Genomic DNA, 19,152 nt, shown 5'->3' on the forward strand with positions numbered 1-19,152 from the left:
TTTTATTCCTCCTTTAAGCTTTTGATTATATTTTCAACTATCGGATTGAATATTGAATCTATACTATTATTTGTATTTTTATCTTGGGAAGACAATGGGTTACATATACTGTCCACTACAGGCAATTCACCAAGAAATTTTAAATCCATTTTTTTTAAAAACTCATGAGTATTCTCACCGTTGAAGATTCTGATCTTCTTATTACAATTTGGGCACTTTACGTAACTCATATTTTCAATAATACCTAAAATACTAACGCCCATTTTATTTACCATATTTACAGCTTTTGAAACTATCATAGACACTAAATCTTGTGGCACCGATACCATTATTATTCCATCAATAGGTATCGACTGCATTGCAGTAATAGCTACATCTCCTGTCCCCGGTGGCATGTCAATTATCAAATAATCAAGTTTTCCCCACAGTACATCTGTCCAAAACTGTTTGACAATATTGCCTATCAAAGGCCCTCTCCAGATTACCGGTTCCTCCTCATTTTCTATCAGCAGGTTAAGCGACATGACTTCTATACCTTCCTCTGTAGCTACCGGCAGAATATTTTCATATTTGGCTCTTGCTCTCTTATTTTTTAAATTCAGTAATATTGGAACACTCGGCCCTGTAATATCAGCATCAAGTATACCTACCTTAAAACCCTTCTTATTAAGCTGCTTTGCCAATAATACCGAAATTGTAGATTTACCTACTCCTCCTTTTCCACTCATTACACCTACTACTTTTTTTACATTATTCATAGGATTATTTTCTTTTTCACATCCGTCATTTGATGGGCATGAATCACGATCTGACATACAATCATCTCCCATTTTTATATTGGCATTTGCCAATATCATATTACTCCTGTTTATAGTTATTGTCAAATGCCAATTAAAAATGTTATAATAAATATTAACAGAATCTATAAAGTTTGAAGAAGTTAACGAAGAGAGAAAATTTGTATTAAACCAAACCGGCATTCACCTTCCCGGCGTTGCTGTCCAAAAATATGAAGTTGAAATAAAAGAAATAAAACAAAATATCAGCATATTAAAATCCCTATTGCAAAGGGATAAAAAGAACATCTGAAATTTATTTCATTTTATAAAAAATTTTTTAATTCCCAAATAATAAATTTATTGTGTTCATTAATTTACAGAGCCATAAAAAATATTCTTATTCCCACAATAGCTAAAGCAGCTGCAAGACTTCTAATTATCGTGACTCCATGAATTTTTTCTGAAAGTCTAGCACCCAACTGTGCCCCAAACAGCACACCTATTGATAATGCAGCAGTTTGAATTACACTGGATTGCAGTACTCCATCTGCTATATGAACTGCAGTTCCCGATAGTGACATCACTGCCAAAACAAAATGTGATGTGGCAGTTGCAATATGTACTGGATAATTCAGCATGTTAATAAGTACTGGAACATGTATTATTCCTCCACCTATTCCTAAAAAACTGGATATAAGTCCTACAAAAACACTTGCAATAATTCCAACAAGAGGATTATATGAAAATGTATGTTTCACCCCTTCAATATCTATTACTGTTCTTGTAACATATCCCTTCTTAATTACCACATTTTTTTCTATTGTTTCCTTTTTCGTTCTTACTATTAAGAATATTGACACAATGACTAATATCACGCCAAATATTCCATTAAAAAGCTGCCTTGGCACGTATGATGTCGTAACCGAACCGAATATTGAACCTGGAATTGTTGCAATTGCAAACATTATCCCGGATTTGTAGTCAATACGTTTCATCCTGGAGTAAGCAAAAGAACCAGATAATGCATTAAAAAATACAACTGCAAGAGAAATGCCAGTTATAGTATCTGGGCTTTTGTCAGGATATAATAACAACAATATAGGCACAAGTATGAAACCTCCGCCAGCACCAATTAGAGTTCCAAATGCTCCAACAAGAAATCCCAGAGGAACCAGCCACAAGAATTGTATCACTTTTAAAAAACCTTCTTCCTATTACTATTATTAAAATCTATAGATTGATAAAACTGCCTTTATTATTTTAACACACCTTTCCCTTCTAGAGTATTTATATTAAATGTAAATGCTTCTCTTTTTTTTATCTATTGTAAATAATTTTTATCACTATTTTCTAAAACACCACTCTAAACTGCGGATAGTTTGTAATGACAAGTTGCAGTCCTCCCATGATCATGGAAAAAGCGCAAAGTACCATCACAATAATTATCGCTCCTGAATCATACCTTATTTTTTCTCCATCGTTTACCACGTAAGCTGCAATGATCTCCGCTCCAAGTGAAATCAAAATTACAGGCCAAAGGGATATTAAGACTTTATAATTTACAATTTTCAATAAACTGTTTATTAAAAACATTGTCCCAAATGCAATAAGCATTATACCTGATGTAAATGTACCAACTCTCCTTCCTTTAGTCATCTTCATCAACCTCTTTTTTCTTCCCCACGATAAGTTTTATTCCAATTACAATTATGGCTATTCCCACAATCATCTGCGGGATAATTTCTGTAAAATTACTTATAATTTTATAAATTTCAGAATTGATATATGGCTGAATAATGAATCTTATATTATCCCAGATAAGGTATAGTCCCATACAAATTAGAAGTATTCCAAAAAACAATCCCTGTTTCTTAAACAGGTTCTTATCCAATTTCAGCAATTTGTCTATAGAAAATATATAGCTGTCATCTAATTTGTCAAACTCTTCCTGGGGCATACTCTGTTTGTTTATGCAGTCAAAAAGTGAATAAAACCATATAAGTGGAGTAATGTACAAAAGCGGACCTATATGAAGCCAGCTGGAAAAAAATATTATTGTAAAAAATACTGCCATAATTGACAATCCCATTTTCATAAAACCCATATACATATGTCCTGCACCGGGCAGAAAAGAAAATATAATAGTTAAAAAACTACTTTTTTTGGATACCATTATTAAATACCTCCCTATCGATTATATTATTAGTAAAATTTTCAAGTTTCACATTCATAGAATTTACCGCTGTAAACTGGGGCGATTTTATTTCCAATTTCCTCACGCCGGTGTCGGCCATAAAATTGAGGGCACTGGAAAATACAAGTACAAGTGCCATACAAGCTGCAGCAGATACTTTCAGCGAATAGAAAAAAAGCTGTTTATTTTTCTTGTGATTTCTATTTATTTTATATTCTATCTCTTCCTCAAACCCACAGGGTACTTTTAAAAAGTCCTTTTGCTCAAAGCTATTTGACAGCTTTTGTGCACACTCTTCACAGCTTTCTATGTGCTCCGATAAAATATTGATTTCTGTTTTCTTCAGATTTCCATTTTTCAATTTCTCTATTGACGAATTTTTTATATGTCCTCTTCTATCAAACAGATCATTATTCAAATCAACTCCTCCTCCCATAAAATTTTAAGAAGTTTTTTTGATCTATATAGTCTCGTCTGGAGCGTTTTTAAATTTTCTCCTGTATTCCTTGCCATATCTGAAAGTTTTATATCTCTACAGAAATAATTTACCGCCACAGTTTTATAAGGTTCATTTAATTTATTACACAGCTCATATATTTTTCTGATGCTGTAATTTGCCAGCATATTTTCTTCAGGAGAATTCTTTAGATCTTCTATGTATATATAATCTTCACAGGTAAGTTTCTCCGCTTTTCTGGAAGAGCTTCTAATATGATCTTTGCATTTATTAACTGCAATTTTTGTAATCCAAGCTTTAAAATTCTTTCCGTCAAATCTATTCAATTTTTTATAGGCGGTTAAAAAAGTCTGTTGGGCTATATCTTCGGCGTCAAAATAGTTTCTTGTAAAGGAAAAACATATGGTAATGACTAAACCTCCATACTGTTTTACATATCTTTCAAATTGATTTTTTTGAATAACCACCACCGCCTTTTTTGAACTCACAATAATATAACGATTTACAAGTAAAAAACACTTCAACAATTTTAATTTTTACATAAAATAATATAAAAAAATAGACTATTCAATACAATAGATACTAAATAGTCTATCCTTTTTTAATTGCCGCTATTTTGTTTCAATCTACATTTCCTCCGAGTTTTGTATAAGTAGTGCCATAAAACTTTTGATAAAAATCATTTACTTCCTCCATTATATCAATATCTTTAAATACTTGAGGATTTATCTTCTTGCTAAGCCACATTATTCCCAGAATTGTCTGTGGACAGGGCATATCCCAGGCGCTCATCTTTGAAGGCATCAGATAAACTTTTTTATTTTTTACAGCATTTATATCCTTCAAAGTAGGATTGTTAAGTACATCCTGCGGCTTTACTCCACAATATTGTGTGAGAATTATCACATCAGGATTCCAGTTAATCACCTGTTCTGCAGATACCTGGCTCCATTTAGCACTTTCACTCAAAGATTCCGCCACATTCACTCCTCCAGCTAATTTAATCAATGAATTTTGAAACATATTTTTTCCCGGAGTGGAATACATGGCCCCGCCTGCCATATACACTTTAGGTCTATTGTTTTGATCTACGGCTTTAAGTTTATTATCAATGGAATTCAGCGTTTTAGCATAATAGTTCATAAATTCATGCGACTGCTTTTCCCTGCCAACAGCTATTCCCAAATTTTTCACAGTAGACTCCAATTCGTCAAGGCTCTCCGCATTGGCAACAAAAACCTTTATGTTGGATTTCTCAAGACTTGGCACAATCTTCTGATTCTTCTTCTGCATGATAACAAGATCCGGTTTGGAAGCTACTATCTGCTCTACATTCATTTCATTGGCAGAAGACACTTTGTTTGTACCTGACTTCGGTGAAAAAGTCAGCGGATCTTTTATAACATTTCCATCAGCACCTAAAATATTATTTTGTTTTCCCAAAGCACACAATATCTGCACCGCTATAGGATAATTAGTCAATATTTTTTCAGCAGGCTTGGACAATTTTATTTTCCTTCCTGCACCATCGGTAACGGTGATTTCCCTGTTATCTGCAGCATTTGCACCCTGTGTAGACGCTGTAGTACTCTTGTTGCAGGCACCAAAAGTACATACAATCAATACCAGGATTAAAAATTTAGCTATTTTCTTCATTTGCCATTCCTCCATATTCCTCGAATTTTTCTCTCCATCAAATCCCTATTATCTTTATCAATTTCAATTACCTGTACATCTTTTCTCTCTGCTATTTTTCGCACAAAATTTCCATTACATTTTTTTAACACTCCTATTACAGGCTTGCTGCTGTCAAGCATTCTAAAAACAATTTTTTGAAATAGGGGAGCTTTTTCTTCCATATAGCCCAATTCGTCCAAAATCATCAATTCTCTATCCTGTAGACTCTTCAACAATACATCCCTCGATATGATATCAAATGTATTTATATCCCAGTGCAATTCATTTTCTTTCTTATCATAGAACCCAATAATATAACTGTCATCCAAATTATAAAGCGACTTTACCCTAAAGCGTTTATTTCCCCCACTCAGTTCCTTTTCCTGAATAAATCCGCCTATCGAACAATCCACATTTTTAATGATCTTTTTTATAATTGTAGATTTCCCCACTCCTTTCTCGCCGGTAAAAAAAATATTTTTCACAATAATTTTCAATCTCCCTCTTCCTTTAAAATATTCATACATAAAATTAACCTATCATCGGAATACAGGCCCTTACAACACCGCCTTTAGAATTGGATGTATTTATTATTTTCACATCAATCCCATATGCCCGTCTAAGGTTATCTTCCGTAACAACTTTATCTGCATCACCAACCACAAATACATTATTTTTCTGCATGAATGCCACTTTTGTAGAACACAGAAAAGCATGGTTGGGATAATGTGAAGTCATAATAATTGCCAGTCCTTTTTTAGAAAGCTTATTTATCTGTTCCAGTACTTTAATCTGGTTCCCAAAATCTAAATTTGAAGTCGGTTCATCCATTATCAATATCTCCGGGTTTTGGGCAAGGGCCCTGGCAATTAAAACCATCTGCCTTTCTCCGCCGCTTATTTCCGTGTATACCTTGTCTTTCAAATAGGATATTTTTAAATCTTCCAGAGCCTTTTCTGCAATATACCTGTCCTTTTTACTAGGAGAAGAAAACATTGGAATATGGGCAGTTCTTCCCATCAGCACCACGTCAAAAACCTTAAATGGAAAAGTAGGTGTATGTAGTTGGGGAACATAGCCAATAATTTTGGCCAATTGCTTTCTTGAATAATTGTGTATATTTTTTCCGTCTATCAATATTTCTCCGCTTTTCAGCTTCAAAAAACCCAATATAGTTTTGAAAAAAGTAGTTTTGCCTACACCATTGGGTCCCAATAGGCACAATATCTCCCCTGAACTCACATTCACAGATATGCCGCTTACTATATTCTTTTTACCATATCCACAGACTGCATCCCTCACTTCTAACTTCAAGCCCATCCCTTCTTTCCTTTAATTAGAAGATAAATAAAAAAAGGTGCTCCAATAAGTGACGTTAAAATTCCCAACGGAATTTCCACGGGAAACGCACAACGGGCTATATCGTCAACTAATAAAAGAAAAATACTTCCGATAAGCAGTGACGCCGGTAACAATATTTTAAAATTAGGTCCGACAATCATTCTTGCTATATGAGGTATTACAAGCCCCACCCACCCAATCATGCCGCTAATTGATACAGCTCCGGCTGTCATTAAAGTGGAACAAAGAATTGAAACCAATCTCAATTTTGAAGTATCAACACCTAAAGATTCCGCTTCCTCATCTCCAAATGAAATAACATTAAACTTCCACCTCAATAAGATAAGCGGTATAAGTCCTATAACCATTGGTACCAGTAATATTTTGACATCCTTCACAGTAACAGCATCCAGTCCTCCCATAAGGTAAAAAGTTATAAGCGGGAGCTTTTCGTATGGATCCGCCACATATTTTGTAATTGAAGTAAAAGACGTGAACAAAGCTGCAACAACCATACCCGTAAGTACGAGTACCAATGTGGCATTATTGTCTCTCGATATCATGGTACTTATTAAATATGTGATCATTACCGCTGTGAGTCCAAATAAAAAAGCAGAAACCTGTATACCAAAATCATTAAATGACAAAAGAATTCCCAATGCCGCACCAAATCCCGCACCAGCAGAAGCTCCAAGTATATCGGGAGACACCATAGGGTTTCTAAATAAGCCTTGATATGTGGTCCCGGACACAGACAAAGCCGCTCCCACCATTAAGGCAGATAATATTCTAGGGGCTCTGACATCAAAGAGTACCGTTTCAACAACATTGGCTTTTGCTGCGCTACGGCCAAGAATTTTTGATACCAGGGCATTGAAAAATTGCGGCAATGATATTGAATATTTTCCAATGGTCAACGAAACCAAAATGGTTATTATAAGTAGTGTAGTGGTTATAAGTATAAAATAAATTGTTTTCCTCTGTTCAAATTTTCCTTCATATAAATCCAATGGTTCTATCACATGCCTTCCCTTCTACAAAATCCATCATATTTGAATATCAGACAACATCTGAATAAATTTTTTTACTGCCGGATTATTATTTACTTTTCTCCAGGCTGCAATAACATCAAAAGAATATTGATTCCCTCTAAGTGGTATAAAACAAATTTTCTCACTTGCAATAGTTTTGAGTTTTTGTGGAACAATTGCAGCACCATATCCTGCCTCAACCATCAGAAGTGAGGAACCCGCACATTTATACCGGAGCTTCCTATCCTGAGATAATTTTTCTGAATTGAAGATCTCATTTACAAATGTCGCATATCCATTAAAATTTTCATTTGAAGGCATCAATATACGTTCCGAATTCAGCTCATGAATTGTAATGTTTTTCCGTTTAGCTAGAGGATGATCCTTACGTACTACAACGCAGAGCTCATCTTCATATAACTTGTACGTGTCACACCAAAACAAAATATCCTTATCAAAATCAGCAGTCAAGATCAAATCCAAATCATTGTTTTTAAGTTTTTGGGCCAGTTTCCCGTATTCGCAGGCCATCAATTTCAACTCAATATGGGGATAATATTTTTTAAAAAGCTGCATGGCTGGTACGAGAATATCTCTGGTACTTGCATACAAGTAGCCTATTTTCAATTCCATTTTAATCCCATATACTGCCATCTTCACTTTTTTCATACCTTCATCATATCGATTTACAATAGCAATGGCCTCTTTTAAAAACAATTTTCCCACATCGGTCAATTCAACATTATGGTGACCTCTTATCAACAAAGTCAATCCAATTTTCCTTTCCAATAAGGCAATATGCTTGCTGAGCACAGATTGTGTAATATAGAGCTGCCGTGCCGTCTTACTGAAATTCAAATTTTTAGAAAGCACAATAAATTCACGTAATATGCTGATTGGCATATCTTATCTCCTTCCTATCAACTTAAATACACCAAAAGACATCCTTGTTAATAAAATATCAAAGCTGCTGCTTGTAATCAATTTCAAACTATTATATAATTAATTCAAAAATGGAATAGGTGAGAACAATGACAGAAGAACAATTAAAATATTTTATAACCATAATAGACACGGGCAGTTATATGGAAACCGCCTTAGAGCTAAATATCGCCCAATCTTCTGTTAGCAAACAAATACAGGCACTTGAACGTGAATTGGGAGTTCAGCTCTTTAACCGCCGCCGCAGACATGTAAAATTAACGGAGGAAGGAAAACAACTATTACCACAGGCAAGACACATACTGGGAGAGATCCATCATCTGAAATACATGGCAAAAAAACTACAACCTGGATACAAATACAGAATAACAGTACTGACTCTGCCTATAATGAGCTGTTTCGGATTCCACATTCCAGTAAGCAGGTTTGAATTGGAAAACCCTTCATTCATAATCAATCTCAAGGAATTGGAAGAGCCCCAGTTATTTCGTAAACTGCTGGGCAACAATTTTGACATAGCACTGACTTATTGGGACGAGCAAAATCTAACCAACGGCAAAAATTCGTTCGTCCCTGTTTCCACGGATAAAATTGTCCTGGCAGTTCACAAAGACAATCCCCTGGCAAAACTAGAACAAATCACCCCGGAACAATTGAAGAATACGCCCCTTATGCTGATGGAAACCTATACATGCATATCCCATCTATGTATGGCATTTTTTGAAGAACATCATATTGTCCCGAATATTGTATTTAGAGGAAGACCTGAAACAATTTTAGGAGGTGTGGAAGCTAAACTTGGTTCTGCTTTAATAGCACGCAAACTAGCCAGCCAATTACTAGCTAACAATGTTGTCTCAATACCTATCTCGCCCAGTATCCCAGCCACATTGGGAGCTGTCATCAACAGACACAGCCAAAAAAATCCAAAGGTCAGAGAATTGGTCAAAATGTTAATTGACAGAAATAACGAATGATCATTACCCCCCTATAGCCGTCATGTTCCTCTTTATATATTCTCCCTTCTCCAGATTATGTCTCTCAGGCTTGTTTTTAACCGAGTCAATTATTATTTTCTTTAAATTTTCTCCATTTCTCAGTGCTGATTTCAAATCTATTTCATAATCTGAAAGGAGGCAGTCTTTGAGCTTACCATCTGCTGTCAGTCTAACTCTGTTGCAATTTTTACAGAACTTATGGGAAACAGGACTTATAAGTCCTACCCTTCCTCTCCCGCCAGGTAACTTATAATATTTGGCAGGTGACGATACATCTTCCCTTTCAATTTTCTTTAATTCTTTAACTTTTTCCAAGACTACCTTATTTGATATAAATTTATCCAGAGACCAATCCTTGGTACGCCCAATAGGCATGAGTTCAATAAATCTGACATCTATCTCTTCATTTTTTGTCAGGCCGACAAAGCTTTCTATCTCGCTGTCGTTAAATCCGCTGATCAAAACCGTATTCAATTTTATGGGTGCAAGTCCTACTTTTCTGGCTTCTTCAATTCCATCAAGAACATCCTTCAAACACCCTCCTCTGGTTATATCACGGTATTTTTTCCGATCTAAAGTATCCAGGCTGACATTAACCCTGTCAAGGCCTGCGTCTTTCAAATTTCCAGCATATTTTTCAAGAAGCATTCCATTCGTAGTCATTGCAAAATCCTCAATTCCACTTAAACTGCCTATATTTTGAATCAGTTTTACGATTCCCCTTCTAATCAGAGGTTCTCCTCCCGTTATTCTTATTTTTTTTATTCCCAGTGATACAAAAATTTTCACCAGCTCATATATTTCTTCCAGTCTCAATATTTCACTATGCCGTATTTTTGTTATGCCGCCTTCAGGCATACAATACATACATCTCAGATTACACAAATCCGTAACTGACACTCTTAAATAATTTATGTCCCTTCCATATGAATCTATCATATCTATCCCTCCGTCAGGTGATTTTCAAGTTATTCTGCATTTACAAGTACAAGTATAACATATACTATTGTGTCCCAAGAGTCTAAATTTTTTGAAAATAATCACTTATTTAATATAGTAAATCACAATTGATGCCTGCAATCAATTTAAAATTATCATATAATTAATTCAAAAACGGAATAGTTTAAAAACCGCAGAAGGGACTATTCTTTTTTGGAATAAACTATCATCTTTTTTGAATTGGAAATCAAATTTATACGATGTTATTCTAGAATTAGATAATTAAATTATCCAAAATTATTCATTAGTAAAGGAGGCAAACAAATGGAAGAACAAAAAACAAATAAAAAAGATTTCCTCGATGCAACGAATGTAGGGGGAATTGCATCAGCTTTGGACGGTTCAGATGGATTAGTGCGAAATGAGCTGCCGCAAGATGATGTATCATCTTCCATTAAGACTGTCAGAACATGCTGCAGGGCATGTATTTCCAACTGCGGTGTTATCGCCCATGTTAAAAATGGTAGAGTAATCAAGCTCGAGGGTGATCCGGAGAACCCCATGAACAAAGGATCACTGTGTGCCAAGGGACTTTCTGGCATACAAGCTCTTTACAATCCAAACCGCAATAAGTATCCAATGCTGCGGGTAGGCAGCCGTGGTGAAAACAAATGGAAACGTATTTCCTGGGATAAAGCCATTGACATTATCGCCAAAAAGCTTATGGAAACCCGTGAAAAGTATGGAGCTGAAGCTGTGCTCTGTTCTACAGGAGGAGGCGGAAACCCCGAATTTTGGAGCATTGCAAGATTTTGCAACGTATTTGGGACTCCTAACTGGTTCGAACCCGGCTGTGCGCAATGTTATCTGCCGCGTATACTGGCAAATAATTTAATGTACGGCGGTTCCGACTACAGCATAGCCGATTCAAACTGCCAGGAAATCTACTACACTAAAGATACACCGATGAAATGCCTTGTCCTGTGGGGAGCAGCTCCTTCCTATTCCAGTCCTGCGATGGGAGGTGGAGCCGTTGCGGATCTTCGTGCAAACGGGGTAAAAACCGTTGTAATCGACCCACGCATGACACCGGATGCAGCTAAAGCCAACGTTTGGCTTCCAATAAGACCCGGAAGCGATGTAGCACTATTGCAAGCTTGGACCCGCTATATAATCGATAAAAAACTCTATGACAAAAATTTCGTATTGAAGTGGACAAATCTGCCTTATCTTGTAGATGTAAAGAGCAAAATGTTTTTACGTGCTGACAAGAGCAATGATCCGGATATTCCAGATACCTTCATGGTATGGGATACAAAAACCAATTCAGCCAGATCGCTGGACTACCCATGGAACGATGCCCTGGCTCCTGCACTTGAAGGCACTTTTACGGTAAATGGAGTTGAATGCAAAACTGGCTTCCAGCTTTTAAAGGAAAGAGTGGAGCCCTATACCATTCAAAAGGCGGCAGAAATCTGCTGGCTCAATGCAAGCAGGATTGAAGAGGCAATTAATATATATACACAAAATTCTCCTGCAGGCATCTGCCTTGGTGTTGCTACTGACCAGAGCCCAAATTCAGTACAGGCAGCTATGGCGGCAGTCATTCTCAATGCACTTATGGGCAACATTGAAAGGCCGGGATCATTGATGCAGCGTTTTAAAGTAAGTGGTGTCATACCCGGTGATGCTGCTGTTTCAACCTATATAGTACCGGCTGCCCGAAAAATGCTCCCGCCTGAGCAGCTCAAAAAACGTTTGGGTGGAAATGAATACAAGGGACTTCTATTCTGGTGGGCGGGACACCCGGGGAGCATAAAAAAGGCAATTTTAACTGGAAAGCCTTATAAACCGAGAGTCTGGATTGAGCGTTCCGGTAATAAGTTTGCCAATGTAGCCGAAAGTAAATCATGGGCTCCCGCCATTAAGGAAATGGAATTCGTGGTACACATGTACATGTACCCTACTTCATTTTCCAATTACGCAGACATGCTTCTCCCTGCATCAGAATGGCTAGAAACAGATATGCCTGTGGAATCCTGCAACAAGGTCTTTGCTAGACAAGCCGTTACCCATCTCTGGGAAACCATGGACGAAACGCTGTTCTGGTCAAAACTTGCAAAACGCTGTGCAGAACTCGGACATGAAAATTGCAAGAAAGCATTCGATCCGGAAATCATGGGCAGCGATCTACCTTACTGGAATAACATGAATGAACTTCTCAATCGCTGTACAAGCACCTTTGATATGACATGGGACGAATTCAAGGAAAAAGCTCCTTTTGAATTTTTACCTAAAGACAAGTGGAAGCAGTATTACGTGTATAAACAGATCGATCCAAAGACAGGCAAGCCAAGAGGATTTGACACACCTTCCAAAAAAATTGAACTCTACCTGGAAAGCCTTATCACCTTGGGAAGAACGGGAATGCCTTACAGCACCTGTGAATTGCCTCCTGCTTCAAAAGACTACGACCCACTGCCGTATTATATGGAGCCTTCTGAAAGTCCGCTTGAAGACAGTGAACTTGCCAAAAAATATCCTCTAGTCATGACCAACGGCCGGCTTCCGTTTTATCATCATTCAACCCTGAGAAATGTTCCATGGCTGCGTGAGATGTACCCCGTTCCCGAAATCTGGATTCACCCCGCAGCTGCAAAAAACTATGGAATCTCCCATGGAGACTGGGTATGGGTGGAATCATTAAGGGGCAAGATCAAGGCAAAGGCAAATGTGACAAAAGGAATAAATCCTAGGGCAGTATACATGGAACGCTTTATTTTCCCTGAAAATTATCATACTGAAACTGAAGGATGGCGTGAAATGAACGTCAATGTACTTTCAAAATCAACTGCTCCATACAACGATGTTGTCGGGACGTATACGCTGAGAGGTTTTCTCGTAAGGGTTTCAAAAGCCAACGACGGTCCTCCAAAAGGAGTCTGGACCAAACCCGAACAGTTCAGAGAGTGGCTCCCCCAGCCATCTGATCCTACGGAGGTGGTTAAGTAATGAAACAAAATGTTTTGGTAATCGATGTGGATAGATGTATCGGCTGCTATGGATGCAGCGTAGCGTGTAAAATGGAAAACGGAGTGGCACTGGGCTCTTCAAGAAACAAAGTACTGACCATAGGTCCTACGGGGACATACCCTGACGTGCAGATGTACTGGCTTCCAGTTATGTGCCAGCAGTGTGCCGATCCTGCCTGTGTCAAAGTCTGTCCTACAGGGGCATGTTATAAACGCAGCAGTGACGGTGTTGTAGTTATCGATCAGGAAAAATGTATTGGATGCAAGAGCTGCCATAGAGCCTGTCCCTATGAGATAAACAATTTCAACAACGAAATGAGAGTAATGGATAAATGTAATCTCTGCACTCAATTGACGGAAAAAGGTGAAAAACCCGCGTGTGTAAAAAGCTGTTCAGGGAGAGCCATGATTTTCGGCGATATCAATGATCCAGGCAGTGATGTATCAAGGACATTAAAAGAAGCCGGCAGCGAAAATGTATACAGTCTCCGTGACGTTGGTACCCATCCTTCCGTTCGATACATTTTACGTCATGACAAATGGATTGATGTTATTCCGCAGGAGTGCGGCGAACAAGACGGGAGGAAAAGATAGTTGAATAAAAAGTCAGAGTACTTGATACTTGCAAAAAACCGTGAAAATCTATATCGCTTTTTGGGACGCCTCTATAAATCAGAAGTGGATAAAACGCTATTTATGCAGATGAAAAATATGAGCTTTCCTGTAAAGTGCTGTGAATCTGAACTCAGTGAGGGATATCAAATACTCAAGAAATATTTGGATAACCATGACAGCAATTCACTGACTGACCTTGCCGTAGATTATGCGAAGGTTTTTCTCGCTGCGGGAATGGCGGAAGGATCTGCTGCATTTCCCTATGAGTCGGTATATACAAGTAAAAAGAAGATTGTAATGCAGGAGGCCCGAGATCAGGTAATGGTTATATATGCAGCAAAAGGTCTGAAAAAAAGCGTAAAAAATTTAAATTTTTTCGAAGATCACATATCTCTGGAGCTGGAATTTATGGCATTTTTATGTCAGGAGGCACAGCATACTTCAGATATACATGGAGAACCTGATTTTTCGCCCTATGTAAAAGAGCAGATGGATTTTCTAAATAAACATTTGTTAAATTGGGTGCCTAGATTTTGTGCCGATATAGAAAAGTATGCCGGTACGGAATTCTATAAAGGAATTGGAAAAATCACCAATGGCTATTTACATCTGGATCGCACAATCCTGGAAAGCCTGACAAGTCAGCTGGAACATAATTTATAGAGATAGGAGGGGTAATCATTGGGTTACTATGTAAGTTTGGAAAGAATGGACGAAATAATGAACAAGCTTAAAAATGAATACAAGATATATGCTCCCAAGCGCTTTAAAAATCGCGGTTGGAAGCCTGATACCGATCTAATACGCTACGATGAGATCGATTCGGTGAAGGAAATCGTATATGATGTAAAATCCGACTTTTCACCAAAAGAAATTTTCTTCCCAATTAATCAGACACTTTTTTATTTTACCGAGGACAAATGTACCGAAAACAGTCTCGGCGATAAAAGGGACATCATCATATTTGCCCGTCCCTGCGATATCAATGCCATAAAAAGGCTGGATACCATCTTCTTAAAAAATGGCGATAAAAAGGATAATTATTATGAACAACTGCGTGACAAAATAAATATTTTCATGATAGAGTGTCGAAAAGGCTGGGATAATTGTTTCTGTGTCTCCATGGGTTCAAATCAAACCGACAATTACAGTGCAGCTGTGAGATTTCAAGACAACGGGCTGCTTCTGGATGTAAAAGATGATAAATTCAAAAATTACTTTAGCGGGGAAACTTCAAGGAATTTTACTCCTGAATTTGTCCAGGAAAATCAGACAAAAGTAAAACTGCCTGAAATTAGCAGTAGTGATCTTTTGAAAAAAGCATGTAATTTAAAATTATGGGATAGTTTCAACACAAAATGTATAAGCTGCGGTGCCTGTAATACGGTCTGCGGTACATGCAGCTGTTTCGATACCACGGATATCATATACAATGAAACGAGCCGAAATGGAGAGAGAAGAAGGGTATGGTCATCCTGCATGCTTGAAGAATTTACAACTATGGCAGGTGGACATAAAGTCCGGGAAACAGCCGGCGAAAGGATGAGATTCAAGACACTGCACAAGGTTTACGATTACAATGCCCGATTTGGCGGCACTGAGCATATGTGCGTAGGGTGCGGACGCTGCACAGATCGATGTCCGAAAGAAATCTCATTCCCGGATACTATCAACAGTTTAAGTGAAGAAATAGAAAAAATATCAAGTGGAAAGTCATCTAGGGAGGTGGATAAATAATGAATAATATCACTTTGCCATCGCCTCATAAAATTCTGGATGTCATACATGAAACCAATGCAGAATATACCTTCAGGGTTGCATATGACGATCATGATAACATCATGTACGGCCAGTTTTTCCAGCTTTCAATTCCAAAAGTAGGTGAGGCCCCAATATCCGTAAGCGGCAAGGGTGACAAATGGCTTGAATTTACTATACGAAAAGTAGGTAAGCTTACAAATGGAATTTTTGGCCTGCAGCCCGGAGACATGGTATTCATGAGAGGTCCCTACGGGAACTATTTTCCTGTAGATGAATTTAAAAGCAAAGACCTGGTAGTAATTGCCGGAGGTACTGGTCTTGCTGCAGTCAGAGCCCTTTTAAACCATTTTTACGAATACCCCGAAGAAATTAAATCAGTAAATTTTATTGCCGGTTTCAAAGATATCAATTCTGTTTTATTTGAATATGATCTTAAAAAATTCAAAACCAAATTCAATGCAATCTATACCTTGGACAATACCAGGGAAGATGGGTTCGAGACCGGAATGGTCACCGCATATATTGAAAAAATTCCTTTCAGCACTTTTAAAGACTACAATGTAATTATCGTAGGGCCTCCCGTCATGATGCATTTTGCCGCTAAGGAGTGCCTTGCAAGAGGTGCAGAAGAATCTAAAATATGGGTTTCACTTGAAAGAAAAATGTCCTGTGCAGTTGGCAAATGCGGACACTGTAAAATAAATGGAACTTATATATGTCTTGACGGACCAATTTTCAACTACACCAGGGCCAAAGATTTGATTGACTAAATTCTAGTACGTTTGATAATTCAATAATACCGGGGATTGCCCCGGTATTATTATTTAAGGTATAATTGCAAAGGAACGTACTGGAAAACCAGGCGCTTTTTCAACTTTGGGAACTATACTAAAAATTATCGATCCAGTTGGAGGTACCTTGTCTAAGTTTGCCATGACTTCAATTTGATAATGATCTTCTTTCAGCACGTAATATTCTCCCTGAAATCCCGTTTTCTGCTGTTTTATTGGTGCATCCGTATCAAATGTTTCATGACCATTTGCACTTATCTTCCTCGTTTCATATAAAAATTTAAGTGCTTCCAGCGACCATCCCGGATAATGTTCATTACCACCCTTGTCAAGATTCAAAAATTTGTCCTGATCAGGCCATCTTTTGCTCCAATCCGATCTAAATGCTACAAAAGAACCCTCAGGTATTTTTCCGTATTTTTTTTCCCATTCCAAAATATCATCTACAGTCATCACGTAATCATTGTTCTTATTTACCTTCTCCGAGAGATCTATATTCACAAGAGGCAAAACCAATTCTTTCAGTCCCAGTTCATCCAGATACCTTCCACCTTCAGCAAAATGCACCGGTGGATCAAGGTGAGTACCATATTGCCCCGCAAATGTATATTGTTTTACAAAAAATCCATCTTTGTAGGTAAAAAGAGTTTCAAATTTTGCAGGATCAAAACTTGCAAACCTTGGAGTATCGGGCCCAAATTTATGGGTGAGATCAACCCATTTATGTTTTTTTAAGTCATTTAAAGTATTCCACAAACTATTATTCATAGTACACAAACCCCTTTCAAATTAAAAAATTATTGAACACTAGTTTTTAAATTAGCTCTTTTATAAATAAATGTAATGATACAACCAGCTATTATCCACGTTAGAACAATGTAGGGGAATATATTATTTGGAAATTGCGGTATAGGATAAATATTAGAGTAAAATGTAAATGCCAAAACAAAAAGTGCCACAATTGGTATAAATAGCTGCCATGTCCATATCTTTCTCTTTCCAAAATATATCAAGGATCCCAGACTTGTTATAAAATAAGCAATAAGCAGTGCAAGTGCGCCAATAGTACCTATGTAACCAAATACCTCAACGCCATCATGCTTGAACAGTGCCAAAACTGGAATTATAATTATTGCAAGTATAATATTTAATGCTATATAGGGAGTATGATGCTCGGGATGTACATTTGAAAAAGCTTTTGGTATATTACCATCTTTACTCATGGAATAAAGCAATCTCGAGCCTGCCGTCATAGACCCCAGAGCCGTTGAAAAAGCCGATATGCTGATGGCAAGCGTTATTAAAATGGTAAACAAACTGCCCATATAGTTCTTTGAAAGTTCCACTATGGTGGATGGTGATTTTTTTAATGCCTGTATTCCTGAATCTGATACACCGAACCCTATAACTTCAGCATAACTTACAAATATAAATACAATTCCCGTTATGACAACCGTACTTGCAATTGCAAGCGGAATGGACTTTTTAGGATTCTTACTTTCCTCACCTAAACTGGAAGCACCTTCAAACCCGCCAAAGCAAAGTATCGCATATACAATCCCCGTCCCAAAATTTGAAAATGTATTTCCGTTCCTTTTAAAGGGTATCAAACTCAAACCTTTTGTAGATCCAACTTTTATGAGGATAATCACCGCAATTAAAATTACAAGCAAGATTGATATACTTTCTATTACAAGCATAATATTTGTACTCAATTTTATGTCAGTATATGATATAAACCATATAAGCACTTCACAAATCAATGCAAATATTATCCATGATATGTTAAGCCCTGTCAGGTCCTTGACAAAGCTTGCAAAAAGCGACCCAAAGGCGGAAGAACACCCGGCGGAAAATGCTATATAAGTAAGTGATAAAGTCCAGCCCGAAATTGATGCTGCATTTTCCCCCAAAGATTTTTCAGTAAATGTATATACCGAACCGGCAGACGGAAAATATTCATTAAACTTTACAAAAGACACTGCTACAGATCCCATCAATATAGTTGATACAAGAAATACCATACTTACGGAATAGGATACCGTGGATGCCATAAGCCCGACATTCATTGACATAGCAAAAGTAGGAGCTATTATTGCAACTGAGAGTGCAATAACTTCTACAAAATTAAGCTGATTATTCTCAAGGTTATTAATTTTTCTATTTTTGGCAACATTCAAGTAATTTCTCTCATTCATATGTTTTCCTCCTTGCCAATAACATTTAATTGGTTTTTAATTTTAAAAAATTTTTACTAGGTAAATAACTTCATCTTCATTCTGTTTAATTTAAGCAAGTGAAACAAAATAAGGTGATTTTCTTAAGATAAAGAAAATCACCTTTAATATCATGATATTAAAATTAATCATCTCATCTCTCAGAAATAAATCTGCAGGAATTGACACCAATACATTCACGTGAAAATGTTGGTTGTCGGGTTTCATAGGGCCTGTCCCTCTACCGCTCTCGATAAGACACTGTTTAATTTGATTCTTAGTATACTATCCAATTAGACTTTTGTCAACAATTTTTTTAAATTAAATTTATGACTATGATTTAATTGTGATAATGTCTTAGTATACCGCATTTGATTAT

20 protein-coding genes and 1 riboswitch are annotated in these 19,152 nt (G+C 37.1%); of the genes, 6 read left to right on the plus strand and 14 right to left on the minus strand.

The window, feature by feature from the left end; all coding sequences use genetic code 11:
• Nucleotides 1–2: 2 nt before the first annotated feature.
• The 11 genes from AB8S09_RS08155 to AB8S09_RS08205 all read right to left on the minus strand — a co-directional run bounded on the left by AB8S09_RS08155 (nucleotide 3) and on the right by AB8S09_RS08205 (nucleotide 8,382).
• Nucleotides 3–815 (minus strand): Mrp/NBP35 family ATP-binding protein, encoded by an 813-nt coding sequence (locus AB8S09_RS08155; protein WP_294183564.1) that lies wholly within the window; start codon nucleotides 813–815, stop codon nucleotides 3–5.
• Between the two features lie 338 nt (nucleotides 816–1,153).
• Nucleotides 1,154–1,972: a sulfite exporter TauE/SafE family protein gene (locus AB8S09_RS08160; protein WP_294183421.1), complete on the minus strand. Its 819-nt coding sequence runs from the start codon at nucleotides 1,970–1,972 to the stop codon at nucleotides 1,154–1,156.
• A gap of 157 nt (nucleotides 1,973–2,129) precedes the next feature.
• Entirely contained in the window at nucleotides 2,130–2,435 is a 306-nt protein-coding gene (locus AB8S09_RS08165) for a LiaI-LiaF-like domain-containing protein (RefSeq protein WP_294183423.1), read from the minus strand.
• Entirely contained in the window at nucleotides 2,428–2,952 is a 525-nt protein-coding gene (locus AB8S09_RS08170) for a hypothetical protein (protein ID WP_294183425.1), read from the minus strand. The genes AB8S09_RS08165 and AB8S09_RS08170 overlap by 8 nt, the downstream gene beginning before the upstream one ends.
• Nucleotides 2,933–3,391, minus strand: a complete 459-nt coding sequence (locus tag AB8S09_RS08175) for a hypothetical protein (RefSeq protein WP_294183426.1) — start codon at nucleotides 3,389–3,391, stop codon at nucleotides 2,933–2,935. The genes AB8S09_RS08170 and AB8S09_RS08175 overlap by 20 nt, the downstream gene beginning before the upstream one ends.
• Nucleotides 3,388–3,900 (minus strand): RNA polymerase sigma factor, encoded by a 513-nt coding sequence (locus AB8S09_RS08180; RefSeq protein WP_294183566.1) that lies wholly within the window; start codon nucleotides 3,898–3,900, stop codon nucleotides 3,388–3,390. Before AB8S09_RS08180 ends, AB8S09_RS08175 begins: the two co-directional genes overlap by 4 nt.
• 151 nt (nucleotides 3,901–4,051) lie before the next feature.
• Complete coding sequence (locus tag AB8S09_RS08185) at nucleotides 4,052–5,086, minus strand: ABC transporter substrate-binding protein (RefSeq protein ID WP_369868906.1); 1,035 nt, start codon at nucleotides 5,084–5,086, stop codon at nucleotides 4,052–4,054.
• Nucleotides 5,083–5,634, minus strand: a complete 552-nt coding sequence (locus AB8S09_RS08190; protein ID WP_369868907.1) for a nucleoside-triphosphatase — start codon at nucleotides 5,632–5,634, stop codon at nucleotides 5,083–5,085. The genes AB8S09_RS08185 and AB8S09_RS08190 overlap by 4 nt, the downstream gene beginning before the upstream one ends.
• A gap of 4 nt (nucleotides 5,635–5,638) precedes the next feature.
• Nucleotides 5,639–6,421 carry an ABC transporter ATP-binding protein gene (locus AB8S09_RS08195; RefSeq protein ID WP_294183435.1) on the minus strand — a complete coding sequence of 261 codons (783 nt, stop codon included), beginning with the start codon at nucleotides 6,419–6,421 and terminating at the stop codon, nucleotides 5,639–5,641.
• Nucleotides 6,418–7,470 carry a FecCD family ABC transporter permease gene (locus AB8S09_RS08200; RefSeq protein WP_294183440.1) on the minus strand — a complete coding sequence of 351 codons (1,053 nt, stop codon included), beginning with the start codon at nucleotides 7,468–7,470 and terminating at the stop codon, nucleotides 6,418–6,420. The genes AB8S09_RS08195 and AB8S09_RS08200 overlap by 4 nt, the downstream gene beginning before the upstream one ends.
• A 24-nt stretch (nucleotides 7,471–7,494) precedes the next feature.
• The gene (locus tag AB8S09_RS08205; RefSeq protein ID WP_294183442.1) at nucleotides 7,495–8,382 is read right to left on the minus strand and encodes a LysR family transcriptional regulator; all 888 of its coding nucleotides are present in this window, start codon (nucleotides 8,380–8,382) and stop codon (nucleotides 7,495–7,497) included.
• A 128-nt stretch (nucleotides 8,383–8,510) separates the two neighbouring features.
• Between AB8S09_RS08205 and AB8S09_RS08210 the strand changes: the two genes are divergently transcribed.
• Nucleotides 8,511–9,398, plus strand: a complete 888-nt coding sequence (locus AB8S09_RS08210) for a LysR family transcriptional regulator (protein ID WP_294183443.1) — start codon at nucleotides 8,511–8,513, stop codon at nucleotides 9,396–9,398.
• Nucleotides 9,399–9,401: 3 nt separating this feature from the next.
• Here AB8S09_RS08210 and moaA read toward each other — a convergent pair whose 3' ends face one another.
• Nucleotides 9,402–10,358 carry a GTP 3',8-cyclase MoaA gene (moaA, locus tag AB8S09_RS08215; RefSeq protein ID WP_294183445.1) on the minus strand — a complete coding sequence of 319 codons (957 nt, stop codon included), beginning with the start codon at nucleotides 10,356–10,358 and terminating at the stop codon, nucleotides 9,402–9,404.
• A 324-nt stretch (nucleotides 10,359–10,682) separates the two neighbouring features.
• Here moaA and AB8S09_RS08220 point away from each other — a divergent pair, with 324 nt between their 5' ends.
• From AB8S09_RS08220 to asrB, 5 genes are read left to right on the plus strand one after another with little or no spacing between them, the layout of a single operon-like run.
• Nucleotides 10,683–13,370: a molybdopterin-containing oxidoreductase family protein gene (locus AB8S09_RS08220; protein ID WP_294183447.1), complete on the plus strand. Its 2,688-nt coding sequence runs from the start codon at nucleotides 10,683–10,685 to the stop codon at nucleotides 13,368–13,370.
• A complete protein-coding gene (locus AB8S09_RS08225) occupies nucleotides 13,370–13,984 on the plus strand; it encodes a 4Fe-4S dicluster domain-containing protein (protein WP_294183449.1) in 615 nt (204 codons plus the stop codon). The genes AB8S09_RS08220 and AB8S09_RS08225 overlap by 1 nt, the downstream gene beginning before the upstream one ends.
• Nucleotides 13,985–14,668 carry a TorD/DmsD family molecular chaperone gene (locus tag AB8S09_RS08230; RefSeq protein WP_294183451.1) on the plus strand — a complete coding sequence of 228 codons (684 nt, stop codon included), beginning with the start codon at nucleotides 13,985–13,987 and terminating at the stop codon, nucleotides 14,666–14,668.
• Nucleotides 14,669–14,686: 18 nt separating this feature from the next.
• Nucleotides 14,687–15,742, plus strand: a complete 1,056-nt coding sequence (asrA, locus tag AB8S09_RS08235; protein WP_294183453.1) for an anaerobic sulfite reductase subunit AsrA — start codon at nucleotides 14,687–14,689, stop codon at nucleotides 15,740–15,742.
• The gene (gene asrB, locus AB8S09_RS08240; RefSeq protein ID WP_294183455.1) at nucleotides 15,742–16,536 is read left to right on the plus strand and encodes an anaerobic sulfite reductase subunit AsrB; all 795 of its coding nucleotides are present in this window, start codon (nucleotides 15,742–15,744) and stop codon (nucleotides 16,534–16,536) included. Before asrA ends, asrB begins: the two co-directional genes overlap by 1 nt.
• A gap of 54 nt (nucleotides 16,537–16,590) precedes the next feature.
• On the opposite strand, the gene AB8S09_RS08245 is transcribed toward asrB, so the two are convergent.
• Both AB8S09_RS08245 and AB8S09_RS08250 read right to left on the minus strand, forming a co-directional pair.
• A complete protein-coding gene (locus AB8S09_RS08245; protein ID WP_294183457.1) occupies nucleotides 16,591–17,325 on the minus strand; it encodes a cyclase family protein in 735 nt (244 codons plus the stop codon).
• Nucleotides 17,326–17,354: 29 nt separating this feature from the next.
• Entirely contained in the window at nucleotides 17,355–18,755 is a 1,401-nt protein-coding gene (locus AB8S09_RS08250; RefSeq protein ID WP_294183459.1) for an APC family permease, read from the minus strand.
• 169 nt (nucleotides 18,756–18,924) lie between these two features.
• Nucleotides 18,925–19,033: riboswitch (SAM riboswitch) on the minus strand.
• Between the last annotated feature and the right edge of the window lie 119 nt (nucleotides 19,034–19,152).

The organism is Clostridium lapidicellarium (genome assembly GCF_041224415.1).
GTDB lineage: Bacteria > Bacillota > Clostridia > Clostridiales > Clostridiaceae > Clostridium_B > Clostridium_B lapidicellarium.